We start from the raw sequence: 17,780 nt of genomic DNA on the forward strand, positions 1-17,780 counted from the left end.
CGAAGCGGCCGCGAGCTGCCATGCCGAACCGCTCGACCGGGGAAGACGATCCCCGACCTGCGCGCTTCTCCTTGCATCTGCTCGCCGTTTCAAGCGCCATGCCGATCATTCCTGTGAGTCCACGGCCTGGTCTTTTTGGGCGGGTCTGTTGACGGCTTGAACTTGGTCGCGGGGCGGACCATATCAAGGCCATCGGGAAAAATGCCATCTGGGTTTTTCCACTTTATGTCGCTCTTGAGAGGACAATGTAACATGAGCCGAATGACGCCCTTTTCCAGCCCGCTTCTCCTTGGTTTCGACGCCATGGAAAAGACCCTGGAACGCTTGGCGAAATCCGGCGACAGCTACCCTCCCTACAACATCGAACGCCTCAGCGGCGCCGACGGCAAGACCGAAAGGTTGCGCATCACATTGGCGGTCGCCGGTTTCGCCGAAAGCGATCTCGATGTCACCACGGAGGAAAACCAGCTGGTCGTGCGCGGCCGTCAGACCGACGACACCGAGCGCGAATTTCTTCATCGCGGCATCGCCGCGCGCCAGTTCCAGCGCTGTTTCGTGCTGGCCGACGGCATGCGGGTGATCGCGGCGGAGTTGAAGAACGGTCTTTTGTCGATCGACCTCGATCGGCCGGAGTCCGAACGGCTGGTACGGAAAATAAACATATCGGTGAAAGACTGATCGTTACCACTGCATCGGCCGGAAAATCGGCACCGATTTTTCGAAAGCACGATGCAGCAAATTGAATGGCTCTCATGCGGGATGGCCTTGAGCGGCGTCCTCGCGCCAAGGAGGCTTTGAAATGACCAGAACTGAAAACATCACCATGACCAATGGCGAATTCGCTCATCTCGGCGAAGGCTCGGTCGCTTATCTCAGAAAGGTCTCGAGCGACGAATTGCTCGGCCGTTTCCCCAATCTCGGCGAAATCGCCCCCGGCATGGAACTGTGGGCGCTGTTTGCCGCCAATGGTCAGCCGATCCTGCTTTCCGATGCGCGTGACCGCGCTCTGGCCGGCGCCATGGAAAACGACCTGACCACCGTCGCCATTCACTGACAGCGATTCCGGCTGAAACGGAAAAGGGCCGCCCATGGCGGCCCTGTGGCGATATCATTCTCGAAATTCAGGCCGCGTGCGAAGCCTGGGTGTCCGACAAAAGCGCGTGGATAGCGGCGGCGTCGCGCGTACCCCTGATCTTGGCCACCGTGTCGGCATCGCGCAGCACCCGCGCGATGCGCGACAGTGCCTTGAGGTGGTCGGCGCCCGCCCCTTCCGGCGCCAATAGCAGAAACACGAGATCGACGGGCTGATCATCCAGCGATTCGAAATCGACAGGCGTCTCCAGCCGGGCGAAAACACCTGCGATGCGCTTCACGCCGGCCAGCTTGCCGTGCGGAATGGCGATGCCGTTGCCGACGCCGGTCGAACCCAGCCGCTCACGCTGCAGGATGGTGTCGAACACCTCCCGCTCCGGAATGCCGGAAATCGCCGCTGCCCGTTCGGACAGCAATTGCAGCAGCTGCTTCTTGGAGTTCGCCTTCAACGCCGGCAGTATCGCCGGAACGTTGATAAGATCGCTCAGATCCATGCTTGAAAATCCCTTGTTCGCCTGCCGTCACCAGTCCCCACCCCTCGTGCGGCCGGCTCTTATCCCAGTGCGACCGTGGTCGTCACGTCCGTGCGACCTTTGTCGTCACGCTTGCGCGACCTTGGTCGTCGACGGGTCGATCCAGCCGATATTTCCATCGGGTCGGCGATAGACGATGTTGAGATGGTCGGTTCCCGCATTGCGGAAGACAAAGACCGGGCTGTCCTTGGTGTCGAGCTCGATGACCGCCGACGCCACCGACATGGTCTTCAGCGTCATGGTTGATTCGGCGACGATGGCCGGCGCGAAATTCTCCGGAATGTCCTCGTCGTCATCGGCAAGCGGCGCCATCACCGTGTAGGCTATGTCGGTCGGCTGGCCGTTGGCGGCGCCCGAATTGTGCGATTTCAGCCGGCGCTTGTAGCGCCTCAGGCGGGTTTCCAGACGATCCGCCGCGGCCTCGAAGGCCAATGTCGGATCCTGGGCATCGCCGGTGGCCTGCAGCGAAGCGCCGGAATCCAGCCGGATCATGCAGTCCGCCGAATAGCGCGAGCCCGATTTGATGACCGTGACATGTCCGGCAAAGCCGCGATCGAAATATTTGCCGATCGCTTCGCCGACGCGATCATTGATGCGTGTCCGAAACGCATCGCCGATGTCCATGTGTTTTCCCGATATGCGCAGATTCATCTGAAAACTGACCTTCCTGCTCAGGCTTCAAACTGGCCCGAGTTTATACTCGTGATCCGTGCGCACAAGCTTTGCGGCGTCACTTGCGCCGATTTTAAATCCAAACTTTCCGGTTGATCACAAGCCGCCCTTTGACCGTCCCGAGGCCAACGTCGTGACGGACCATCCGCATGCGGGCATCTAGCCCGTCTCATGCGGGCGGGCTTCTAGCCACTTCACCGCGGCTTGTCAATGAAGTGCCGGCCTGTGGAAAATCGACCCGCTCAGCGCCCGGCGCTGGCCATCGCCCGTTTCTCGCGTCGGCGCTGCACCGAAGAGGGGATATTCATGCCTTCCCGGTACTTGGCGACCGTACGCCTTGCAATGTCGACGCCACTTTCACGCAACATGTCGACGATTGCGTCGTCGGAAAGCACGTCGACGGGTTTTTCCTCGTCGATCAACTGCTTGATGCGGTCACGCACGGCTTCCGAGGAATGCGCATCGCCGCCGCCCGAGGCGGCGATCGAGGCGGTGAAGAAATACCGGAGCTCGAACACGCCGCGCGGCGTCAGCATGTATTTGTTGGCTGTGACCCGGCTGACCGTCGATTCGTGCATGCCGATGGCGTCGGCCACCGTGCGCAGATTGAGCGGCTTCAGCTGCCGCACGCCATGGACGAGGAAGGCATCCTGCTGGCGAACGATTTCCGAGGCGACCTTGAGGATGGTCTTTGCCCGCTGGTCGAGGCTGCGCGTCAGCCAGTTTGCATTCTGCAGGCATTCGGCCAGAAAATCCTTTTCCGCCTGGTTCTTGGCCTGCGGTGAGACCTGGGCGAAATAGATATGGTCGACCAAAACCCGCGGCAGCGTTTCGGCATTGAGCTCGACCGTCCAGCTGCCGTCATTGGCCGCGCGCACCTCGACATCGGCGACGATCGCGTCGCTGGCGCCGCCCGAAAACGCCATGCCCGGCCGGGGATCGAGCGCCCGGATCTCCGCCAGCATGTCGAGCAGATCCTCCTCGTCGACACCGCAGATCCGTTTCAATGCGTGAAAATCACGCCGTGCCAGGAGTTCGAGATTGGCGACCAGCGCCTTCATCGCCGGATCGAGCCGGTTGCGCACCGCAAGTTGCAGCGACAGGCATTCGGCTAGGTCGCGGGCAAACAGGCCGGCCGGCTCGAAGGTCTGACACACCGCCAGCACCTTCGCGACGGCGGCGGCATCCGCACCGAGACGAACGGCGATCTCGGCCAGGTCGGCACGCAGATAGCCGCTCTCGTCAAGGCCGTCGGCGAGTTCGGCGGCGATCAGCCGTGCAGCCGGATCGGCGAAGGCTAGCGCCACCTGTTCACCGACATGGTCGCGCAGCGTGATCGCAGCAGTCGCCATATCGCCCGCATCAAACCACTCGGATGAGGAACCCGCGCCATTGCCCGAAGCCGACTTCCATTGTGCCGTCAGGTCGGGACCGAGCCGCTCGCTGGTGCCCGGGTCGTCGGGAAACAGGTTTTCCAGCGACGTGTCGAGCTTGTCCGAGATCGCCTCGGCGCTCCACTGCGTCTCGTTTTCGAACCAGTCGCCTTCGGCGGTGGCTTGCGGCTCCGCCTCGATCTTCTGCGCCTGGTCGCTGGCGGCATCGTCCTGCGGCTCGGCGCGTTCCAGCAGCGGATTGCGCTCGATTTCCTCGTCGATGAAATGCTCAAGCTCGACATGGGTGAACTGCAGCAGCCGAATCGACTGCATCAGCTGCGGCGTCATCACCAGCGACTGCGATTGTCGTAGCTGTAGTTTGGCCGCCAACGCCATGGTTCGGTTTCAAACGCCTCGTCTACGCATCCCGACTTCCGGGCAAGAATTTTGCAGCCGGCCATAAAAACTGGCCCGGCTTTTGCTTGTCAAGGCAATTGGTAGCAAAACGCGCTTACCGGAGCGTTATCCCGGAGCAAAATCGAGAAAAAAGCGCCGCGCGAACCGCACGTGTCAGGAAACAAATTTCACGCTCAGAGCAATTCCAGGAAAAGTGTGAAACGGTTTTCCCGGAAAAGCGCATAGCGCTTTCCCTTGGGAATTGCGTCAAGACGAAAAGACGGAGCGGATTGGCGTTTTCCGTGAAACGACGAACCGTTCAGAGCGTAAAACCCTCGCCGAGGTAAAGTCGCCGCACATCCGGGTTTGCCACCACTTCGTCGGCCCTGCCATGGGTCAGCACCTGGCCGGCATGGATGATGTAGGCGCGGTCGATCAGGCCGAGCGTTTCGCGCACATTATGATCTGTGATGAGGACGCCGATGCCGCGCGCTGTCAGGTGGCGCACCAGTTGCTGGATATCGGCGACAGCGATCGGATCGATGCCGGCGAAAGGCTCGTCGAGCAGCATGTAGGCCGGACGCGTCGCCAGCGCTCGCGCGATTTCCAGGCGTCGCCGCTCGCCGCCCGAAAGCGACATGGATGGCGCCTTGCGCAGATGGCTGATGTGGAATTCCTCGAGCAGTTCGTCGAGATTGCGCTCGCGCACCTTGCGGTCCTTTTCGACCACTTCCAGCACCGCGCGGATATTCTGCTCGACATTGAGCCCACGGAAAATCGACGCTTCCTGCGGCAGATAGCCGATGCCGAGGCGTGCGCGACGGTACATCGGCATCGACGTGACGTCGAAGCCGTCGATCTCGATCGTGCCTTCATCCACCGGCACGAGGCCGGTAACCATGTAGAAACAGGTCGTCTTGCCGGCGCCGTTGGGGCCGAGCAGTCCAACGGCCTCGCCGGCGCGCACGCCGATGGTGACGCCGCTGACGACCTTGCGGCCCTTGTAGCTCTTGGTCAGCCCCTTGGCGATCAGGGTTCCCTTGAACTTTCCCGCATCGACGGTCACCGTGGCCGGCGCCGAAAGCTTGCCGGCGGCCCGTCCCGGAAGACGCGCCGTCAACGACGACAGGCTGGCCATCAGGGGTTCGTCGCTCCCGATTTCGGCGGCGGCGTGATCGACATCTGGACGCGTTGCCCAGCACATGGATCCACCTGAGCCAGTCCGCTTTTCATCTGCACCGTAAGCTTGCAGCCCACCAGAACATTGTCGTTTTGCGACAGAACGACCTTTTTGCCCGAAAGCACCAGCACCTGGCTCTTCATATCGAAGCTGCCTTGATCGCCGGTCGCGACCTGCGCATCCGACTTGATGTAAACCTTGTCGGAGATCTCCAGGTGATCGATGTTGGCCGAGCCCGTCATCGCCGCACCCGCGGCCTCCGTGCCCTTGGCAGCGGCGTTGGGGTCCTTGACGTAGTAGACCGTCATCTTGCCGGCCTTCATCAATGTCGGCCCCTGGACGACGCTGACATTGCCCGTGAAGATGGCGACACTGTCGGCCTGGCGGACTTCCAGCTTGTCGCTCTCGATCTGGATCGGCTTGTCGCCGGACAGTTTGAGGCCTGATTGACTGGTCGTCTGCGCCCATGACGGCACGAGTCCGAGCAGCAGCAACGCTGAAGTTGCAGCCGCGAGCCGCGTCGAACTACTGAGCCGCATTGGTTTCTCCGCTGTTTCCCTGTGCCGCCTTCAAGGCGGCGGAATCGATGTTGACGCGCACTTTGTTCTCGAAAACCAGAACCTTGCCATTGTCCTGGACCGACATCGTATCCGCCGTGATCCGCGACCCGCCACGGCTGACATCGACGGGATCTCCCGTCTTCATAGTGCCTTTGCCCATGTCGAGGAAGACCGATTTGAACTTGGCCTGCATGCCGTCGGTCGTGGTGATCGTCACGTCGCTGGTCAGGTTCATCGTATTGCCGTCGCGATCGTAGGTGCCGTGCGAGGCCTTGACCGCCGCCACATTGTCGGGCGCGATCGGCACCTTGGCGTCGATGCCTTCCAACTCGATGATACCTTGCGTGCTGACATCCTGAATGGCACGCAGCGCCGTCATCGAATAAGGCTGCTTCTGCTTGGTGAAACCGTTGAGCTTGGGATTGGCCATCACCAGCTTGCCGTTGGAAAAGGCAGTGCCTTCCGCCTGAACCTTCACGGCGACGGGTGCGGCGAGATAGGAATAGACCGGGAAAGCGACCGCTATCAGTGCCGCGGCCACTGGCACGGCAAATTTGAGAACGCGCACGCGGCGCGAATGACGCTGTGCACGGTCGAAAGCATCGCCGCGCGTCCGACCGCCCGCCGGGGGAGCCAACACCGCCTCGGCGTTGGTTGGTTCAATAGGTCGCGCTAACATTCACTGCTTTCTTCTAACCCTGCCCGCCCTTGAGCACCGCCTATAGGTGGGACGCCGGCGCTTTCAAGCAAGCACAAGCCCACGAAAACTGCAAAAGTGTGACAACCGCCTTTGTACAGACGAAAACGAAGTCCGCACAACTGCGTGTTCTCCATAGCAGAAACAGACACGCGGCGTAAAATTTATCAGCGCCTGTCTCGCCGCCCGACCTCGCGGTGATTGCCCAAAAACGTGAGGGGAGATGTCGGATGCCCCGCCTAGCCAGCCTGGTCGATCGTGTATGCGGCGTTGCCGATCACGTCGGCGGGACGCTTTTGGCTTTAGATCCGGTCGGCGTCAGGCCGCCTTCCGCTGTATGAGACCAACAAGAACGGTGCGCATTCCCGAATACGATGGGCTGCCAATTTTCACTTCCCAATCAGTGTTGCGTTTCCGAGGGTGCTTCACATTACGCAACGCTTGGCGGAATGTGTTCGGGTCGACGCCTACAGTTCGAGCCATATCTTCGGCGGTTGTGTGTTTGGCGATCATGAAATCTCCTATGCCTTTTGCCTGTATATAGGGCGTTTGCGCAACTCGGCCAAAGGATTAGCCGTTTGCGCAAACTTCAGACTGAGACAATGCCGGAAAGAGAACTGCTTCCCGATGAGAGGATCATGGTCTAAAAGCGTCCCCTTCCGCCGACTGAAAGGCTGACCATGGCACTGAGAGCCGACGACCTGATCGACCGCCGCCGTTTGCGGCGCAAGCTGACATTCTGGCGCGTTGTCGCCATAGGCATCGTGGCCCTTGGCGTGATTGCGCTTTCAACCTGGTTCTATGGCGGCGATTTCGGCGGCTCGACGGTCGACCATATTGCCAAGGTCAAGATCGAAGGCACGATCACCGAGGACGAGGAACTGATCAAGCGCCTGGAAACCATCCGTCTTTCATCGAAGGTGAAAGGGGTGATCCTGTCGATCGATTCGCCTGGCGGCACCACCGTTGGCGGTGAATCGATCTATGAAGAAGTGCGCAAGCTGGCCGCCGACAAGCCGGTGGTGGCGGAAGTCGGCACGCTCGCCGCATCGGCGGGCTATATGATCGCCAGTGCCGCCGATCACATCGTTGCCCGCAAGACCTCGATCGTCGGCTCGATCGGCGTGCTGATCCAGTATCCCGACGTCAGCGGCCTGATGGACAAGCTCGGCGTCAAGCTGGAGGAGGTGAAATCCTCGCCGCTGAAAGCCGCGCCCTCTCCCTTCAAGCCTACCAATGACGACGAGCGCGCCATGGTTCGCAAACTCATCCTCGACAGTTACAACTGGTTCGTCGACATCGTCGCCGAACGCCGCAAGATGACCCGCGAACAAGCGCTGATGCTTGCCGACGGCTCGATATTCACCGGGCGCCAGGGCGTTGCCAACGGGCTGATCGACGCTGTCGGCGGCGAGGCCGTAGCGGTCGACTGGCTGGCCACCAAGGGCGTCGATGCCAAGCTCAAGGTCGTCGAATGGAAGGATACCGAACGGCGCGGCGGCTTCCTGTTCTCGAAAGCGATGGCGCAAACCATCAGCAGTGCGCTCGGCCTGCCCGCCTACAGCGGCGACGTCATCCATGAACTCGGAGCCGACCGCTTGTTTCTTGACGGTCTCGTTTCCGTCTGGCACCCTTGATACGCCGTTTGGGGCAAGTGAAAAAAGCAAATAAAATCATCCTCATAATTTTGACCGCACTGCTTTCACGGGGACCCGTCTCATGATCAAGTCCGAACTTGTGCAGATTATTGCCACGCGCAATCCGCATCTTTTCCTGCGCGACGTCGAAAACATCGTCGGCGCCATCTTCGATGAAATCACCGATGCCCTTGCCGAAGGCAACCGGGTCGAGTTGCGTGGCTTCGGCGCTTTTTCGGTGAAAAATCGTCCCGCCCGCACCGGCCGCAATCCGCGCACCGGCGAATCCGTCGAGGTCGAGGAGAAATGGGTGCCGTTCTTCAAGACTGGTAAGGAACTGCGTGAAAGGCTGAACGGCGGCAAGTAGGCGCGACGTCAGCGCCTGACGGCCTTTCGGACAGGCCAGCTTCCGACGGAAAACATCATGTTCAATCGCTTCATGCTCATCGCGATCTTCGTGCCCCTGGCGATCATCCTGATCGCACTCGCCGTTGCCAACCGCGAACTGGTCGCCTTCACGCTGGATCCGTTCAACCCCGGCAATCCGAAGCTGACCCTGACTTTGCCGCTGTTCATCTTCCTGTTCCTGGCACTCGCCATCGGCATGATCGTCGGCAGCCTGGCAACCTGGGTCAAGCAGGGCCGCTATCGCAAGCTGGCGCGCCAGCGCGGCGTCGAGGCCGAGAACCTGCGCCAGGCGGTCAGCCGTGCGCCGGCGGTACCGCAAAGCCCGGCCCAGGGATCGGCCCAAGGGTCCGCCCAAGGATCGGCATTGCCGAAGCCGACCGCTTGAACCGCCCGCAGGCGGCTTTGTCCCTACGGAGTTTTTCATGCTGACCATTTCGGCCGCAGAGGTCGACCATGCGCTGACCTTTCCCGGATTGGTCGAGACGCTGCGCACGGCGTTTCGCGACGGTGCGGTGCAGCCGGTCAGGCACCATCATACGATCGAGCGGCCAGATGGTGCCGCCTCCACACTGCTTTTGATGCCGGCCTGGACCGATCTCAACGCGGCGGGCACATCGGCCGGCAGTCACGTCGGCGTCAAGATCGTCACCGTGTCCCCCGACAACAATGCCATCGGCAAGCCGGCGGTGATGGGGCTCTATCTCCTGCTCAATGGCGCCACCGGCGAACCCGAGGCCTTGATCGACGGCCAGCGGCTGACACAGTGGCGCACCGCCTGCGCTTCGGCGCTCGCGGCCTCCTATCTCGCCCGCGACGATGCCTCGCGGCTGCTGGTGGTCGGCGCCGGCGCGCTGTCGCCCTTCCTCGCCAAGGCGCACTCGGCCGTACGGCCGATCAAGACCATCCGCATCTGGAACCGCACTCCGGCCAATGCCGAGAAAGTCGCCGCCGACCTGCGCGCCGAGGGTTTTGCAGCCAGCGCGGCGAGCGATCTCGATGCCGAGCTTGGGCAGGCCGACATCGTCTCCTCGGCGACGATCACCACCACGCCGTTGATCAAGGGTGCGCTGTTGCAGCCGGGAACCCATGTCGACCTGGTCGGAGGCTTTACGCCGACGATGCGCGAGAGCGATGACGACGCGATCAGGCTTGCCCGCGTCTATGTCGACACCCGCGCCGGCGCCACCAAGGAAGCCGGCGACATCGTCCAGCCGCTGGCCTCCGGCGTGCTGAAGCCGGAAACCATTGTCGCCGATCTGCACGAATTGGCGCGCGGGCAGAAGAAGGGTCGCGAGAGCGCCGGTGAGATCACGCTGTTCAAGTCGGTCGGCGCGGCGCTCGAGGATCTTGCCGCCGGCATTGCCGTCTACAAGGCGCTCACGGCCTAGTTGCCGTTGCGCCCATCTCGGCGCCCATCGCCTCGGCTATAACACGAAAATCTTGATCCCCGATTTCGAAAAGGCCAAAGCGAAGCTGATAACCCCAGTTCGACTTGCCGACGGTGAATTCGAGCTTGTTGAGCAGCGGCTTGATCCGCGCTTCCTCGGCCTTGGCCCACGCCACATCGCGACGGAACGGCGTGAAGCCAGCGCCCATATCGCCCTGATAGGGCTCGCCTTCCCGCACCGTGCCGATCGCCGTGAAGGCCTGCAGGCCATCTTTCTCGCCCAAAACAGTGTTCGGCGAGTAGTAGACGATGCCATCGCCTGGCTTGACGCGACGCAGCGGTGCCGCCTTGCCGTGGTTGACCTGCATGAAGCCGGCTGCGCGGCCCCGCCGGACATGTTCGGCCGACGCCACGGCGATCCAATACGCGCTCATTTATGGTTACCATTGGCCTGTTCGCCATCGGACAGCCAGTAGACGCGCAGGCGATGATTGTCGGGATCGAGCGCGACAAAAGTACGGCCGAAATCCATGTCGGTCGGCGTCTGCAGGATATTCAGCCCGCGCCCGGACCAGTCGGCATGGGCGGCATCGACCGCATCGGGCGTATCCAGCGCAAACACGATTTCGGCGCCACCGCCTGATGCGGCGGCTGCCGGCTCCGCCGTATGGCGCGACCAGAGGCCGAGCTTGAAGCCGGCATCGAGCACGAACAGCACGAAGGTCGGCGAACTTTCGACCGGCTGACGGCCGAGCAGCGCGCTGTAGAAGGCGCCGCTCTGCTGCGGCTGGTCGACATAGAGGATGACGAAATTCGGGGTGGCCATATCTGCTCTCCAAGGTTCGGTGCTTCGACTTGGCGACCATAAGATGGTCTACTGTCAGATTATGGCAGCAGTCATCTCGAACCACGCGGCGTGTCGAGCGTTGCCCGCCATTCCTTGAGCAGCGCCTGGCGACGACGCGGATAGCGCGTGTCTGTTGCATGGAGTTCGGTGATGCGATCGGTGCGAAAATGCCGGAAATCGTGCCGCATCTCGCACCACGCCACCACCACCCGCACCTTGTCGAAGAAGCCCAGCGCAAATGGCCAGACGACACGCTCGGACGCAGCGCCGCCCGCGTCGCGGTAAAGAAAGCCGAGCTTGCGCTCGTTGCGGATGGCCTGCCGTACGAGGCCAAGGTCGATGGTCTCGATGGCCATGGCGGGAGGGCCGACCAGCAGTGTGCTCGCGTCGAGATCCTCGCGCAGATCGTCCGGCAGGACAGCCGCGATCTTGGCCAACGCGTTGGCAGCGGCGGCCGAAAGACGCTGGTCCGGCTGCTTGGCGACCCAGCGCGAGCCGAGCACGATGGCTTCGATCTCCTCGTCGCTGAACATCAGCGGCGGCAGCATGAAGCCGGGCTTGAGCACATAACCGACACCCGCCTCGCCCTCGATCGGCGCGCCCTGGCCCTGCAGCGTGGCGATGTCGCGGTAGAGCGTGCGGATCGAAATCCCGAGTTCATCGGCCAGCGCTTGCCCGCTCACCGGCCGGCGATGCCGGCGCAGGCACTGGATCAGGTCGAGCAGGCGTTCGGAGCGGGACATCCGGTAGATTTGCCTGTTTCTTTGACATTGGTCCATCGCGGCCAACCTGAACCGGAGAGGCCGACCTGTCGGACTTGGTTGCGAAGCCGGTTGCCCTATGTCAAAAGCGGCCACCCCGTTCGGAGTTGCCCCCGCTTGAAGTCTTTTCGCGACAAACGCCGCGACAACCGTCCACATCCATCCGCGAAGGGTGCGGCGGACGTGTCACGTCCGCGTCCCGGCCAGGCTCCCGCCAGACCGGAAGCGCCACCGCGCGAGCGCCATGAGGCGAAGACGGAAAGTCGTTCCGAACCGAACTCGGCGCCGCGCATCCTGGCCCGCCGCGAAGGCGCTCTGCCCGCCGAACATCTTCCCGTGATCCTGGAAGTGGCGCCCAATGCCGATTATGCGCTCCTCGACAGCGGCACCGGCCAAAAGCTCGAACAATATGGCCCCTACCGTATCGTACGGCCCGAGGGCCAGGCGATCTGGCAAAAGGCCTTGCCGGCAAAGGAATGGGAGCGCGCCGACGCCGTCTTCACCGGCGACACCGACGAGGAGGGTATCGGCCGCTGGCGTTTTCCCAAGCTGCCACTCGGCGAGACCTGGCCGATGAAGCATGACGGCATCGACTATCTCGGCCGTTTCACCTCGTTTCGTCATGTCGGCGTCTTTCCCGAGCAGGCCTCCCATTGGGATCACATGGCCGGGCTGATCGCGGCGGCGAAGCGGCCGGTCAAGGTGCTGAACCTGTTCGGCTATACCGGTCTCGCCTCATTGGTGGCGGCTCGCGCCGGCGCCGAGGTCACCCATGTCGATGCCTCGAAGAAGGCAATTGGCTGGGCCCGTGAAAACCAGGAGATGGCCGGCCTCGGCAGCAAGCCGATCCGCTGGATCGTCGACGACGCGGTCAAATTCGCCGAGCGCGAGGAGCGTCGCGGCAGCCGCTACGACATCATCCTGTTCGACCCGCCGGCCTATGGCCGTGGCCCCAAGGGCGAGGTCTGGCAATTGTTCGAGGACCTGCCTGATTTGACCGAACTTTGCCGGGCGATCCTGACGCCGAAGCCGCTTGCCGTGGTGCTGACCGCCTATTCCATCCGCGCCTCCTTCTTCGCCATCCACGCCTTGATGCGCGATACGTTTGCCGGCATGGGCGGCAAGATGGAATCGGGTGAGCTGATCATCCGTGAAAAGTCCGCCGGCCGGGCGCTCTCGACCTCATTGTTTTCGCGTTGGGTGGCTGAATGAACGAGCGGCATGCAGGCGCACCTGGCCAGGTGAAGGAGGTCACCAGCCTCGCCAATCCGCTGGTCAAGGACATCAAGGCGCTCGCTCAGAAGAAGTTCCGCGACCAGCAGAACGCCTTCATGGCCGAGGGGCTGAAGCTGGTCATCGATGCGCTCGATCTCGGCTGGCAGATCAGGACATTGGTTTTCGCCAAAGCCGGGCGCGGCAATGCGGCGGTGGAGAAGGTGGCCGCACGCACCGTTGCCGCAGGCGGCATGGTGCTAGAAGTGTCGGAAAAGGTGCTGGTCGCCATCACCCGCCGCGACAATCCGCAAATGGTGGTGGGCGTCTTTTCGCAGAAATTCCTCGCCTTGAAGGATGTGCGCGCCGACAATGGCGACGTCTGGGTGGCACTCGATCGGGTACGCGATCCCGGCAATCTCGGCACCGTCATCCGCACCGTCGATGCCGTCGGCGCCAAAGGCGTCATTCTGGTCGGCGATACCACTGATCCATTCTCCGTGGAGACGGTGCGCGCCACCATGGGTTCGATCTTTGCCGTGCCGGTAGCCAAGGCGACAACCGAGGCTTTCCTTGCCTGGCGGGGCGGCTTCTCAGGCCTCGTCGCCGGAACCCACCTGAAAGGCGCCGTCGACTACCGCTCGGTCGATTTTTCCCGCGGGCCCGTGCTGCTGATGATGGGCAACGAGCAGCAGGGGCTGCCCGAAAGCCTGGCTGCGAGCTGCGACAGGCTGCTCAGGATTCCGCAAGCGGGCCGTGCCGATTCGCTCAATCTGGCCGTCGCCACCGGCATCATGCTGTTCGAGATCCGGCGCGGCGCGCTGAAGCTCGAGCCAATCCTGGACCAGCAATGAAGGTTGCCTGCCCGTGAGATCATGGTCTCCCTACGCACTGCTCGTCGTCGCGGCCATCGCGCTCGACCAGTGGATAAAGTACCTGGTCGAGGCCGGTCTGCCTTTTCAGGAAAAGGTTGATCTGTTGCCCTTCCTGGCGCTGTTTCGCACCTACAATACCGGCATCGCCTTCTCGATGTTCTCATCCTTCGGCGACACCGGGCTGATCGTCATTTCGCTCGCCGTCGTTGCCTTCGTGCTGTTCCTGGCGACGCGGATCGCGCCGTCCCAGATCCTTGCCCGCACCGGCTTTGCGCTGATCGTCGGCGGCGCGCTCGGCAACCTGATCGACCGCGCCGTCTACGGCCACGTCATCGACTACATCCTGTTCCACACGACGGTCTGGTCGTTCGCCGTCTTCAACCTTGCCGACGCCTTCATCTCGGTGGGCGCGGCACTGGTCGTCTTCGACGAGCTGTTCGGCTGGCGGCGCGAGCCCGGACCGTCCAACGCCAAGCCTTCCAAAGCCATGCCTTCCAAGGCCAAGTCTTCGAAGGCCAAGTCTTCGAAGGATTGACCCCGTGCCGCCATCGCCGCACAGTTCATGTCGCCAAACACGATCGCGGAGAAAGACATGTCCGAAACCTTCAAAGCCATCCTCGTTTCGCGTGACGCCGAGAAAAAGCAGTCGGTAACCGTGACCGATCTCACCGACGCCGACCTGATGGAAGGCGATGTCACCATCGCGGTCGAGGCAACGACGGTGAACTACAAGGATGGCCTGGCGATCACAGGCAAGGCGCCGGTGATCCGCCGCTGGCCGCTGGTGCCGGGCATCGATTTCGCCGGCACCGTCATCTCGTCTTCCCATCCCGACTGGCGCGCCGGTGACAAAGCCATCCTGAACGGCTGGGGCGTCGGCGAAACCCATTTTGGCGCCTATGCTGGCCGCGCCCGTGTCAAAGGCGACTGGCTGGTGCCGCTGCCGCAGGGCATCAGCCCGCATGACGCGATGGCCGTCGGCACCGCAGGCTATACCGCCATGCTCTGCGTCATGGCCCTGGAGCGGCACGGCATCCTGCCCGATCGCGGCCCGGTGGTGGTGACGGGGGCGGCCGGCGGTGTCGGCTCGGTCGCGGTCTCGATCCTGTCCAGCCTCGGCTACCATGTCATTGCTTCCACCGGCCGCAATGCCGAAAGCCCCTATCTGATCGACCTTGGCGCCGCCGAAGTGATATCGCGCGACGAGCTTGCCCAGCCGGCCAAGCCGCTGGCCAAGGAGCGCTGGGCCGGCGGCATCGACGCAGTTGGCAGCCACACGCTGGCCAATGTGCTCTCGATGACCTCCTATGGCGGCGCGGTCGCCGCCTGCGGCCTGGCCGGCGGCATGGACCTGCCGACCAGCGTCGCGCCCTTCATCCTGCGCGGCGTCTCATTGCTCGGCATCGATTCAGTGATGGCGCCGAAAGCAGTCCGCCTCGAGGCATGGCGCCGCATCGGCACCGACCTCGATCTTCAGAAGCTCGCCAGCCTGTCCAGCACCATCGGGTTCGACGGCATCGTCGATGCCGCGCGCGACATCGTCGACGGCAAGATCCGCGGCCGCGTCGTCGTGGATATGTGACTCCGCCCAACTGCCGGAAGGGATGGAATCGCCAGATCTGCGGCAAACCCGCCGCGCCTCGGCAAAAAGCGCTCATCCGCTAAAATTCGAACGATCCGCCGCAATTTTCCATAATCTCTGTCTGGCAAGGATTTCGCATGATCGCGGAATCCGGCAGCCAACAGGCGGACACTGGCGACGACGTCGATGCGGTGCTCCCGCCGCTGGTGCCCGAGCCGGAATTCTCCAGGCGCGAAAGCCTGCCCTTTCTGACATTCGTCGCCATCGTGGTGGTGGCCGGGCTGGCGCATCTGACCGGGGCACCAATCTTCATTAGCGTCGCATTGCTGGCAACCGGTCTTGCCGGTCTTGCCCTGCATCTGCGCGCCAGGCGGAGCGAACATCGCACCTCTGCCCTTCTTGACGAAACCACTGCCCGCAGCCGCGCCGAGATCGAGACGCTGGCCGACCGCATGTGGGAGATGCAGGAGAGCGATGAGCGCTTTCGCGGCCTGATCGACGCGCTTGGCGATCTCGTCATCCATCGCGACCGCGATGGCTACATCGTCTATGCCAACAAGGTCTTCGCCGATCTCGTCGAGATCGACCAGCGCGACCTTGCCGGCAAGACCCTGGCAGAACTGGGCATCGAGGTCGGCATGGTTCCCGATGCCGCCTTTTCCGACCATGAGTGCCTGAGTTCCACCGATGTCTCTATCAGCACGCCGAGCGGGCAGCGCTGGTTCTCCTGGATCGAACTGTCGGTGCGCGACAAGGACAGCGGCGCGGTTTCGCACCGCGCCATCGCCCGCGACATCACCGCCCGCAAACGCGCCGAATCCTCGCTGATCACCGCACGCGAACGGGCCGAATATGCCAGCCAGGCCAAATCGCGCTTCCTCGCCACCGTCAGCCATGAAATCCGCACCCCGATGAACGGCATCATGGGGATGGCCAGGTTGCTGGCCGACACCAGCCTGTCGCCGGAGCAGCAAACCTATGTCGGCGCCGTCTCGACCTCGGCCAGCGCATTGCTTGCCCTGATCGAGGATCTTCTCGACTATTCCAAGATCGAAGCCGGGCGTTTCGACCCCGAGCCGCAGCCGATGTCGGTGCGCGAGATCGCCGACAACATCATCGAATTGCTGGCAGCGCGGGCTTTCGCCAAGGATATCGGGCTGGGTTGCCATGTCGAACCCGACGTGCCGCAATTGATCACCGCCGATCCGGGCAAGGTGAGGCAGGTGCTTCTCAACCTCATCGGCAACGCCATCAAGTTCACCGACAGCGGCGGCGTGCTGGTGAGCATAGCACGCGCACGCACCGAAACCAGCGACCGCATATGCTTCACCATCGCCGATACCGGTCCGGGCCTGCGTGATGCCGACCTGGAGCGCATTTTCGAGGAGTTCGAGCAGGCCGACGGCACGTCGACACGCACACATGGCGGGGCCGGCCTCGGCCTTGCCATCTCCAGACGCCTGGTGGCCGCCATGGGCGGCACGATCTCGGTATCCAGCCGGCTCGGCCAGGGATCCGAGTTCGTCTTCGAAATCCCTGCGATAGCGGCCACCGAAGCGCCGCAGGGCCACCAGAATGCTCTCTCGGGCAGACGCGCGGTGATCCTGTCGAAGAACGCCGTCGAGGCCGACGCCATCGCCCGCACCATCCGCGCCAATGGCGGCGCGGTCGACATCGCCACCACTGCCGCACAGGCCGCGCCTTTCGCCGCCGGCTGCGATGCGATCCTGGTCGATGCAGCGATGGAAGAAGGCGACGGAAGGCTGCTCAAGCGCCTGCGCCAAAGCGGTTTCTCCGACTGTGAGGCGATCACGCTGATCGCGCCGACCGATCGCGGCATGCTTGGCGAGTTCCGAGCCAGCGGCTACGCAACCTTCCTGGCCAGACCGGTGCGTGGCGGAACACTTCTGCGTGTGCTGTTGAGCAGCCATGCTCCGAGCCTCGGCCCGCCGCAGCCGGAAAGGCGCGGCGCGCCGACGCTGCGCGCCATCGGCAACCGCCAGCGCGGCCTGTCGGTGCTGATCGCCGAGGACAATGACATCAACGCCATGCTGGCCCGCGCCACGCTGCTGAAGGCCGGGCATCGCGTCAAGGTGGTCGGCAACGGCAAGGCCGCCGTCGAGGCTGTCACCGGCGCCGCGCACAAGGACCGCTTCGACGTGGTCTTGATGGATCTCCACATGCCGGTCATGGACGGGCTGGACGCGATTGCCGCCATCCGCCGCCATGAGGAAGAAAGTGCCGTGCGGCCGGTGCCGATCATGGTGCTGTCGGCCGACAGCCAGGAAAAGACCCGTCATGCGGTGTTGGCCCATGGCGCCAGCGGCTTTGTCACCAAGCCGCTCGACCCCGAGGCGCTGGTCAATGCCGTCGAGGGGCAGGTCGTCGCGGCCTGAGCTTTCCACCGCCATTCGGCACGGGCGATCACTTAAACGTAGCCGGTTGATCGTATTCGCCAGCCGACGAAGTATTGCCCATGACGTCGTATCACGGTACTGTCACAATCCTGTTGCACCTACACCGTATCCCCGTGCCAAGAGGGATGGCTCGAAGGAGAATCACTCGTGC

At 62.9% G+C, this 17,780-nt stretch carries 21 protein-coding genes; 11 read left to right on the forward strand and 10 right to left on the reverse strand.

Annotation, left to right across the window (positions count from 1 at the left end):
* Positions 1–252 precede the first annotated feature (252 nt).
* Complete coding sequence (locus NKI21_RS22365) at positions 253–678, forward strand: Hsp20 family protein (protein WP_023760739.1); 426 nt, start codon at positions 253–255, stop codon at positions 676–678.
* Positions 679–799: 121 nt separating this feature from the next.
* On the forward strand, positions 800–1,054 hold the full coding sequence (locus NKI21_RS22370) for a BQ00720 family protein (RefSeq protein ID WP_023760740.1): 255 nt from the start codon (positions 800–802) through the stop codon (positions 1,052–1,054).
* A gap of 67 nt (positions 1,055–1,121) precedes the next feature.
* Here NKI21_RS22370 and ptsN read toward each other — a convergent pair whose 3' ends face one another.
* The 7 genes from ptsN to NKI21_RS22405 form a co-directional block, all read right to left on the reverse strand.
* Positions 1,122–1,586, reverse strand: coding sequence for a PTS IIA-like nitrogen regulatory protein PtsN (gene ptsN, locus NKI21_RS22375; RefSeq protein WP_013529589.1), 465 nt, complete (start codon positions 1,584–1,586; stop codon positions 1,122–1,124).
* A gap of 105 nt (positions 1,587–1,691) precedes the next feature.
* The gene (gene hpf / locus NKI21_RS22380) at positions 1,692–2,276 is read right to left on the reverse strand and encodes a ribosome hibernation-promoting factor, HPF/YfiA family (protein ID WP_013529588.1); all 585 of its coding nucleotides are present in this window, start codon (positions 2,274–2,276) and stop codon (positions 1,692–1,694) included.
* 263 nt (positions 2,277–2,539) lie between these two features.
* The gene (gene rpoN / locus NKI21_RS22385; protein WP_352440863.1) at positions 2,540–4,066 is read right to left on the reverse strand and encodes an RNA polymerase factor sigma-54; all 1,527 of its coding nucleotides are present in this window, start codon (positions 4,064–4,066) and stop codon (positions 2,540–2,542) included.
* Between the two features lie 319 nt (positions 4,067–4,385).
* Complete coding sequence (gene lptB / locus NKI21_RS22390) at positions 4,386–5,204, reverse strand: LPS export ABC transporter ATP-binding protein (protein ID WP_013529586.1); 819 nt, start codon at positions 5,202–5,204, stop codon at positions 4,386–4,388.
* Entirely contained in the window at positions 5,204–5,785 is a 582-nt protein-coding gene (locus tag NKI21_RS22395) for an LptA/OstA family protein (protein WP_023812537.1), read from the reverse strand. The genes lptB and NKI21_RS22395 overlap by 1 nt, the downstream gene beginning before the upstream one ends.
* Positions 5,772–6,485 (reverse strand): LPS export ABC transporter periplasmic protein LptC, encoded by a 714-nt coding sequence (gene lptC, locus NKI21_RS22400; protein ID WP_352440862.1) that lies wholly within the window; start codon positions 6,483–6,485, stop codon positions 5,772–5,774. Before lptC ends, NKI21_RS22395 begins: the two co-directional genes overlap by 14 nt.
* Positions 6,486–6,821: 336 nt before the next feature.
* Positions 6,822–7,016 carry a hypothetical protein gene (locus NKI21_RS22405; RefSeq protein ID WP_127296383.1) on the reverse strand — a complete coding sequence of 65 codons (195 nt, stop codon included), beginning with the start codon at positions 7,014–7,016 and terminating at the stop codon, positions 6,822–6,824.
* 167 nt (positions 7,017–7,183) lie between these two features.
* Here NKI21_RS22405 and sppA point away from each other — a divergent pair, with 167 nt between their 5' ends.
* The 4 genes from sppA (at position 7,184) to lhpI (ending at position 9,936) form a co-directional block, all read left to right on the forward strand.
* The gene (gene sppA, locus NKI21_RS22410; RefSeq protein ID WP_352867366.1) at positions 7,184–8,140 is read left to right on the forward strand and encodes a signal peptide peptidase SppA; all 957 of its coding nucleotides are present in this window, start codon (positions 7,184–7,186) and stop codon (positions 8,138–8,140) included.
* A gap of 82 nt (positions 8,141–8,222) precedes the next feature.
* Positions 8,223–8,507, forward strand: a complete 285-nt coding sequence (locus tag NKI21_RS22415) for an integration host factor subunit beta (protein WP_006200394.1) — start codon at positions 8,223–8,225, stop codon at positions 8,505–8,507.
* A gap of 57 nt (positions 8,508–8,564) precedes the next feature.
* Positions 8,565–8,933, forward strand: a complete 369-nt coding sequence (locus NKI21_RS22420) for a DUF1049 domain-containing protein (protein ID WP_352440860.1) — start codon at positions 8,565–8,567, stop codon at positions 8,931–8,933.
* Between the two features lie 37 nt (positions 8,934–8,970).
* A complete protein-coding gene (gene lhpI / locus NKI21_RS22425; RefSeq protein ID WP_352440859.1) occupies positions 8,971–9,936 on the forward strand; it encodes a bifunctional Delta(1)-pyrroline-2-carboxylate/Delta(1)-piperideine-2-carboxylate reductase in 966 nt (321 codons plus the stop codon).
* Here lhpI and NKI21_RS22430 read toward each other — a convergent pair.
* From NKI21_RS22430 to NKI21_RS22440, 3 genes are all read right to left on the reverse strand, one after another.
* Complete coding sequence (locus NKI21_RS22430; protein ID WP_352440858.1) at positions 9,926–10,369, reverse strand: EVE domain-containing protein; 444 nt, start codon at positions 10,367–10,369, stop codon at positions 9,926–9,928. The two genes, lhpI and NKI21_RS22430, sit on opposite strands and share 11 nt — an antisense overlap.
* The gene (locus tag NKI21_RS22435) at positions 10,366–10,761 is read right to left on the reverse strand and encodes a VOC family protein (protein ID WP_352440857.1); all 396 of its coding nucleotides are present in this window, start codon (positions 10,759–10,761) and stop codon (positions 10,366–10,368) included. The genes NKI21_RS22430 and NKI21_RS22435 overlap by 4 nt, the downstream gene beginning before the upstream one ends.
* Before the next feature lie 71 nt (positions 10,762–10,832).
* Entirely contained in the window at positions 10,833–11,525 is a 693-nt protein-coding gene (locus NKI21_RS22440) for a helix-turn-helix transcriptional regulator (protein WP_352440856.1), read from the reverse strand.
* A gap of 135 nt (positions 11,526–11,660) precedes the next feature.
* Between NKI21_RS22440 and NKI21_RS22445 the strand changes: the two genes are divergently transcribed.
* From NKI21_RS22445 to NKI21_RS22465, 5 genes are all read left to right on the forward strand, one after another.
* Entirely contained in the window at positions 11,661–12,755 is a 1,095-nt protein-coding gene (locus NKI21_RS22445) for an RsmD family RNA methyltransferase (RefSeq protein ID WP_352440855.1), read from the forward strand.
* The gene (locus tag NKI21_RS22450; RefSeq protein ID WP_013529576.1) at positions 12,752–13,609 is read left to right on the forward strand and encodes a TrmH family RNA methyltransferase; all 858 of its coding nucleotides are present in this window, start codon (positions 12,752–12,754) and stop codon (positions 13,607–13,609) included. Before NKI21_RS22445 ends, NKI21_RS22450 begins: the two co-directional genes overlap by 4 nt.
* Positions 13,610–13,622: 13 nt before the next feature.
* Positions 13,623–14,165, forward strand: coding sequence for a signal peptidase II (lspA, locus tag NKI21_RS22455; RefSeq protein WP_023812529.1), 543 nt, complete (start codon positions 13,623–13,625; stop codon positions 14,163–14,165).
* Positions 14,166–14,222: 57 nt separating this feature from the next.
* Complete coding sequence (gene acuI, locus NKI21_RS22460) at positions 14,223–15,212, forward strand: acrylyl-CoA reductase (NADPH) (protein ID WP_128303215.1); 990 nt, start codon at positions 14,223–14,225, stop codon at positions 15,210–15,212.
* Positions 15,213–15,349: 137 nt separating this feature from the next.
* Complete coding sequence (locus NKI21_RS22465) at positions 15,350–17,608, forward strand: response regulator (protein WP_352440854.1); 2,259 nt, start codon at positions 15,350–15,352, stop codon at positions 17,606–17,608.
* Positions 17,609–17,780: the final 172 nt, after the last annotated feature.

Source organism: Mesorhizobium sp. M0715 (assembly GCF_040320355.1).
Lineage (GTDB): Bacteria > Pseudomonadota > Alphaproteobacteria > Rhizobiales > Rhizobiaceae > Mesorhizobium.

Excerpts from the sequence above, each read along its gene's own strand:
- NKI21_RS22370 (WP_023760740.1), top strand. The coding sequence starts at position 800 with ATGACCAGAACTGAAAACATCACCATGACCAATGGCGAATTCGCTCAT.
- NKI21_RS22365 (WP_023760739.1), top strand. The coding sequence starts at position 253 with ATGAGCCGAATGACGCCCTTTTCCAGCCCGCTTCTCCTTGGTTTCGAC.
- NKI21_RS22430 (WP_352440858.1), bottom strand. The coding sequence starts at position 10,369 with ATGAGCGCGTATTGGATCGCCGTGGCGTCGGCCGAACATGTCCGGCGG.
- sppA (WP_352867366.1), top strand. The coding sequence starts at position 7,184 with ATGGCACTGAGAGCCGACGACCTGATCGACCGCCGCCGTTTGCGGCGC.
- lhpI (WP_352440859.1), top strand. The coding sequence starts at position 8,971 with ATGCTGACCATTTCGGCCGCAGAGGTCGACCATGCGCTGACCTTTCCC.
- NKI21_RS22420 (WP_352440860.1), top strand. The coding sequence starts at position 8,565 with ATGTTCAATCGCTTCATGCTCATCGCGATCTTCGTGCCCCTGGCGATC.
- NKI21_RS22440 (WP_352440856.1), bottom strand. The coding sequence starts at position 11,525 with ATGTCCCGCTCCGAACGCCTGCTCGACCTGATCCAGTGCCTGCGCCGG.
- hpf (WP_013529588.1), bottom strand. The coding sequence starts at position 2,276 with ATGAATCTGCGCATATCGGGAAAACACATGGACATCGGCGATGCGTTT.
- lptC (WP_352440862.1), bottom strand. The coding sequence starts at position 6,485 with ATGTTAGCGCGACCTATTGAACCAACCAACGCCGAGGCGGTGTTGGCT.
- lptB (WP_013529586.1), bottom strand. The coding sequence starts at position 5,204 with ATGGCCAGCCTGTCGTCGTTGACGGCGCGTCTTCCGGGACGGGCCGCC.
- rpoN (WP_352440863.1), bottom strand. The coding sequence starts at position 4,066 with ATGGCGTTGGCGGCCAAACTACAGCTACGACAATCGCAGTCGCTGGTG.
- NKI21_RS22465 (WP_352440854.1), top strand. The coding sequence starts at position 15,350 with ATGATCGCGGAATCCGGCAGCCAACAGGCGGACACTGGCGACGACGTC.
- NKI21_RS22395 (WP_023812537.1), bottom strand. The coding sequence starts at position 5,785 with ATGCGGCTCAGTAGTTCGACGCGGCTCGCGGCTGCAACTTCAGCGTTG.
- NKI21_RS22450 (WP_013529576.1), top strand. The coding sequence starts at position 12,752 with ATGAACGAGCGGCATGCAGGCGCACCTGGCCAGGTGAAGGAGGTCACC.
- ptsN (WP_013529589.1), bottom strand. The coding sequence starts at position 1,586 with ATGGATCTGAGCGATCTTATCAACGTTCCGGCGATACTGCCGGCGTTG.
- NKI21_RS22405 (WP_127296383.1), bottom strand. The coding sequence starts at position 7,016 with ATGATCGCCAAACACACAACCGCCGAAGATATGGCTCGAACTGTAGGC.
- NKI21_RS22435 (WP_352440857.1), bottom strand. The coding sequence starts at position 10,761 with ATGGCCACCCCGAATTTCGTCATCCTCTATGTCGACCAGCCGCAGCAG.
- acuI (WP_128303215.1), top strand. The coding sequence starts at position 14,223 with ATGTCCGAAACCTTCAAAGCCATCCTCGTTTCGCGTGACGCCGAGAAA.
- NKI21_RS22415 (WP_006200394.1), top strand. The coding sequence starts at position 8,223 with ATGATCAAGTCCGAACTTGTGCAGATTATTGCCACGCGCAATCCGCAT.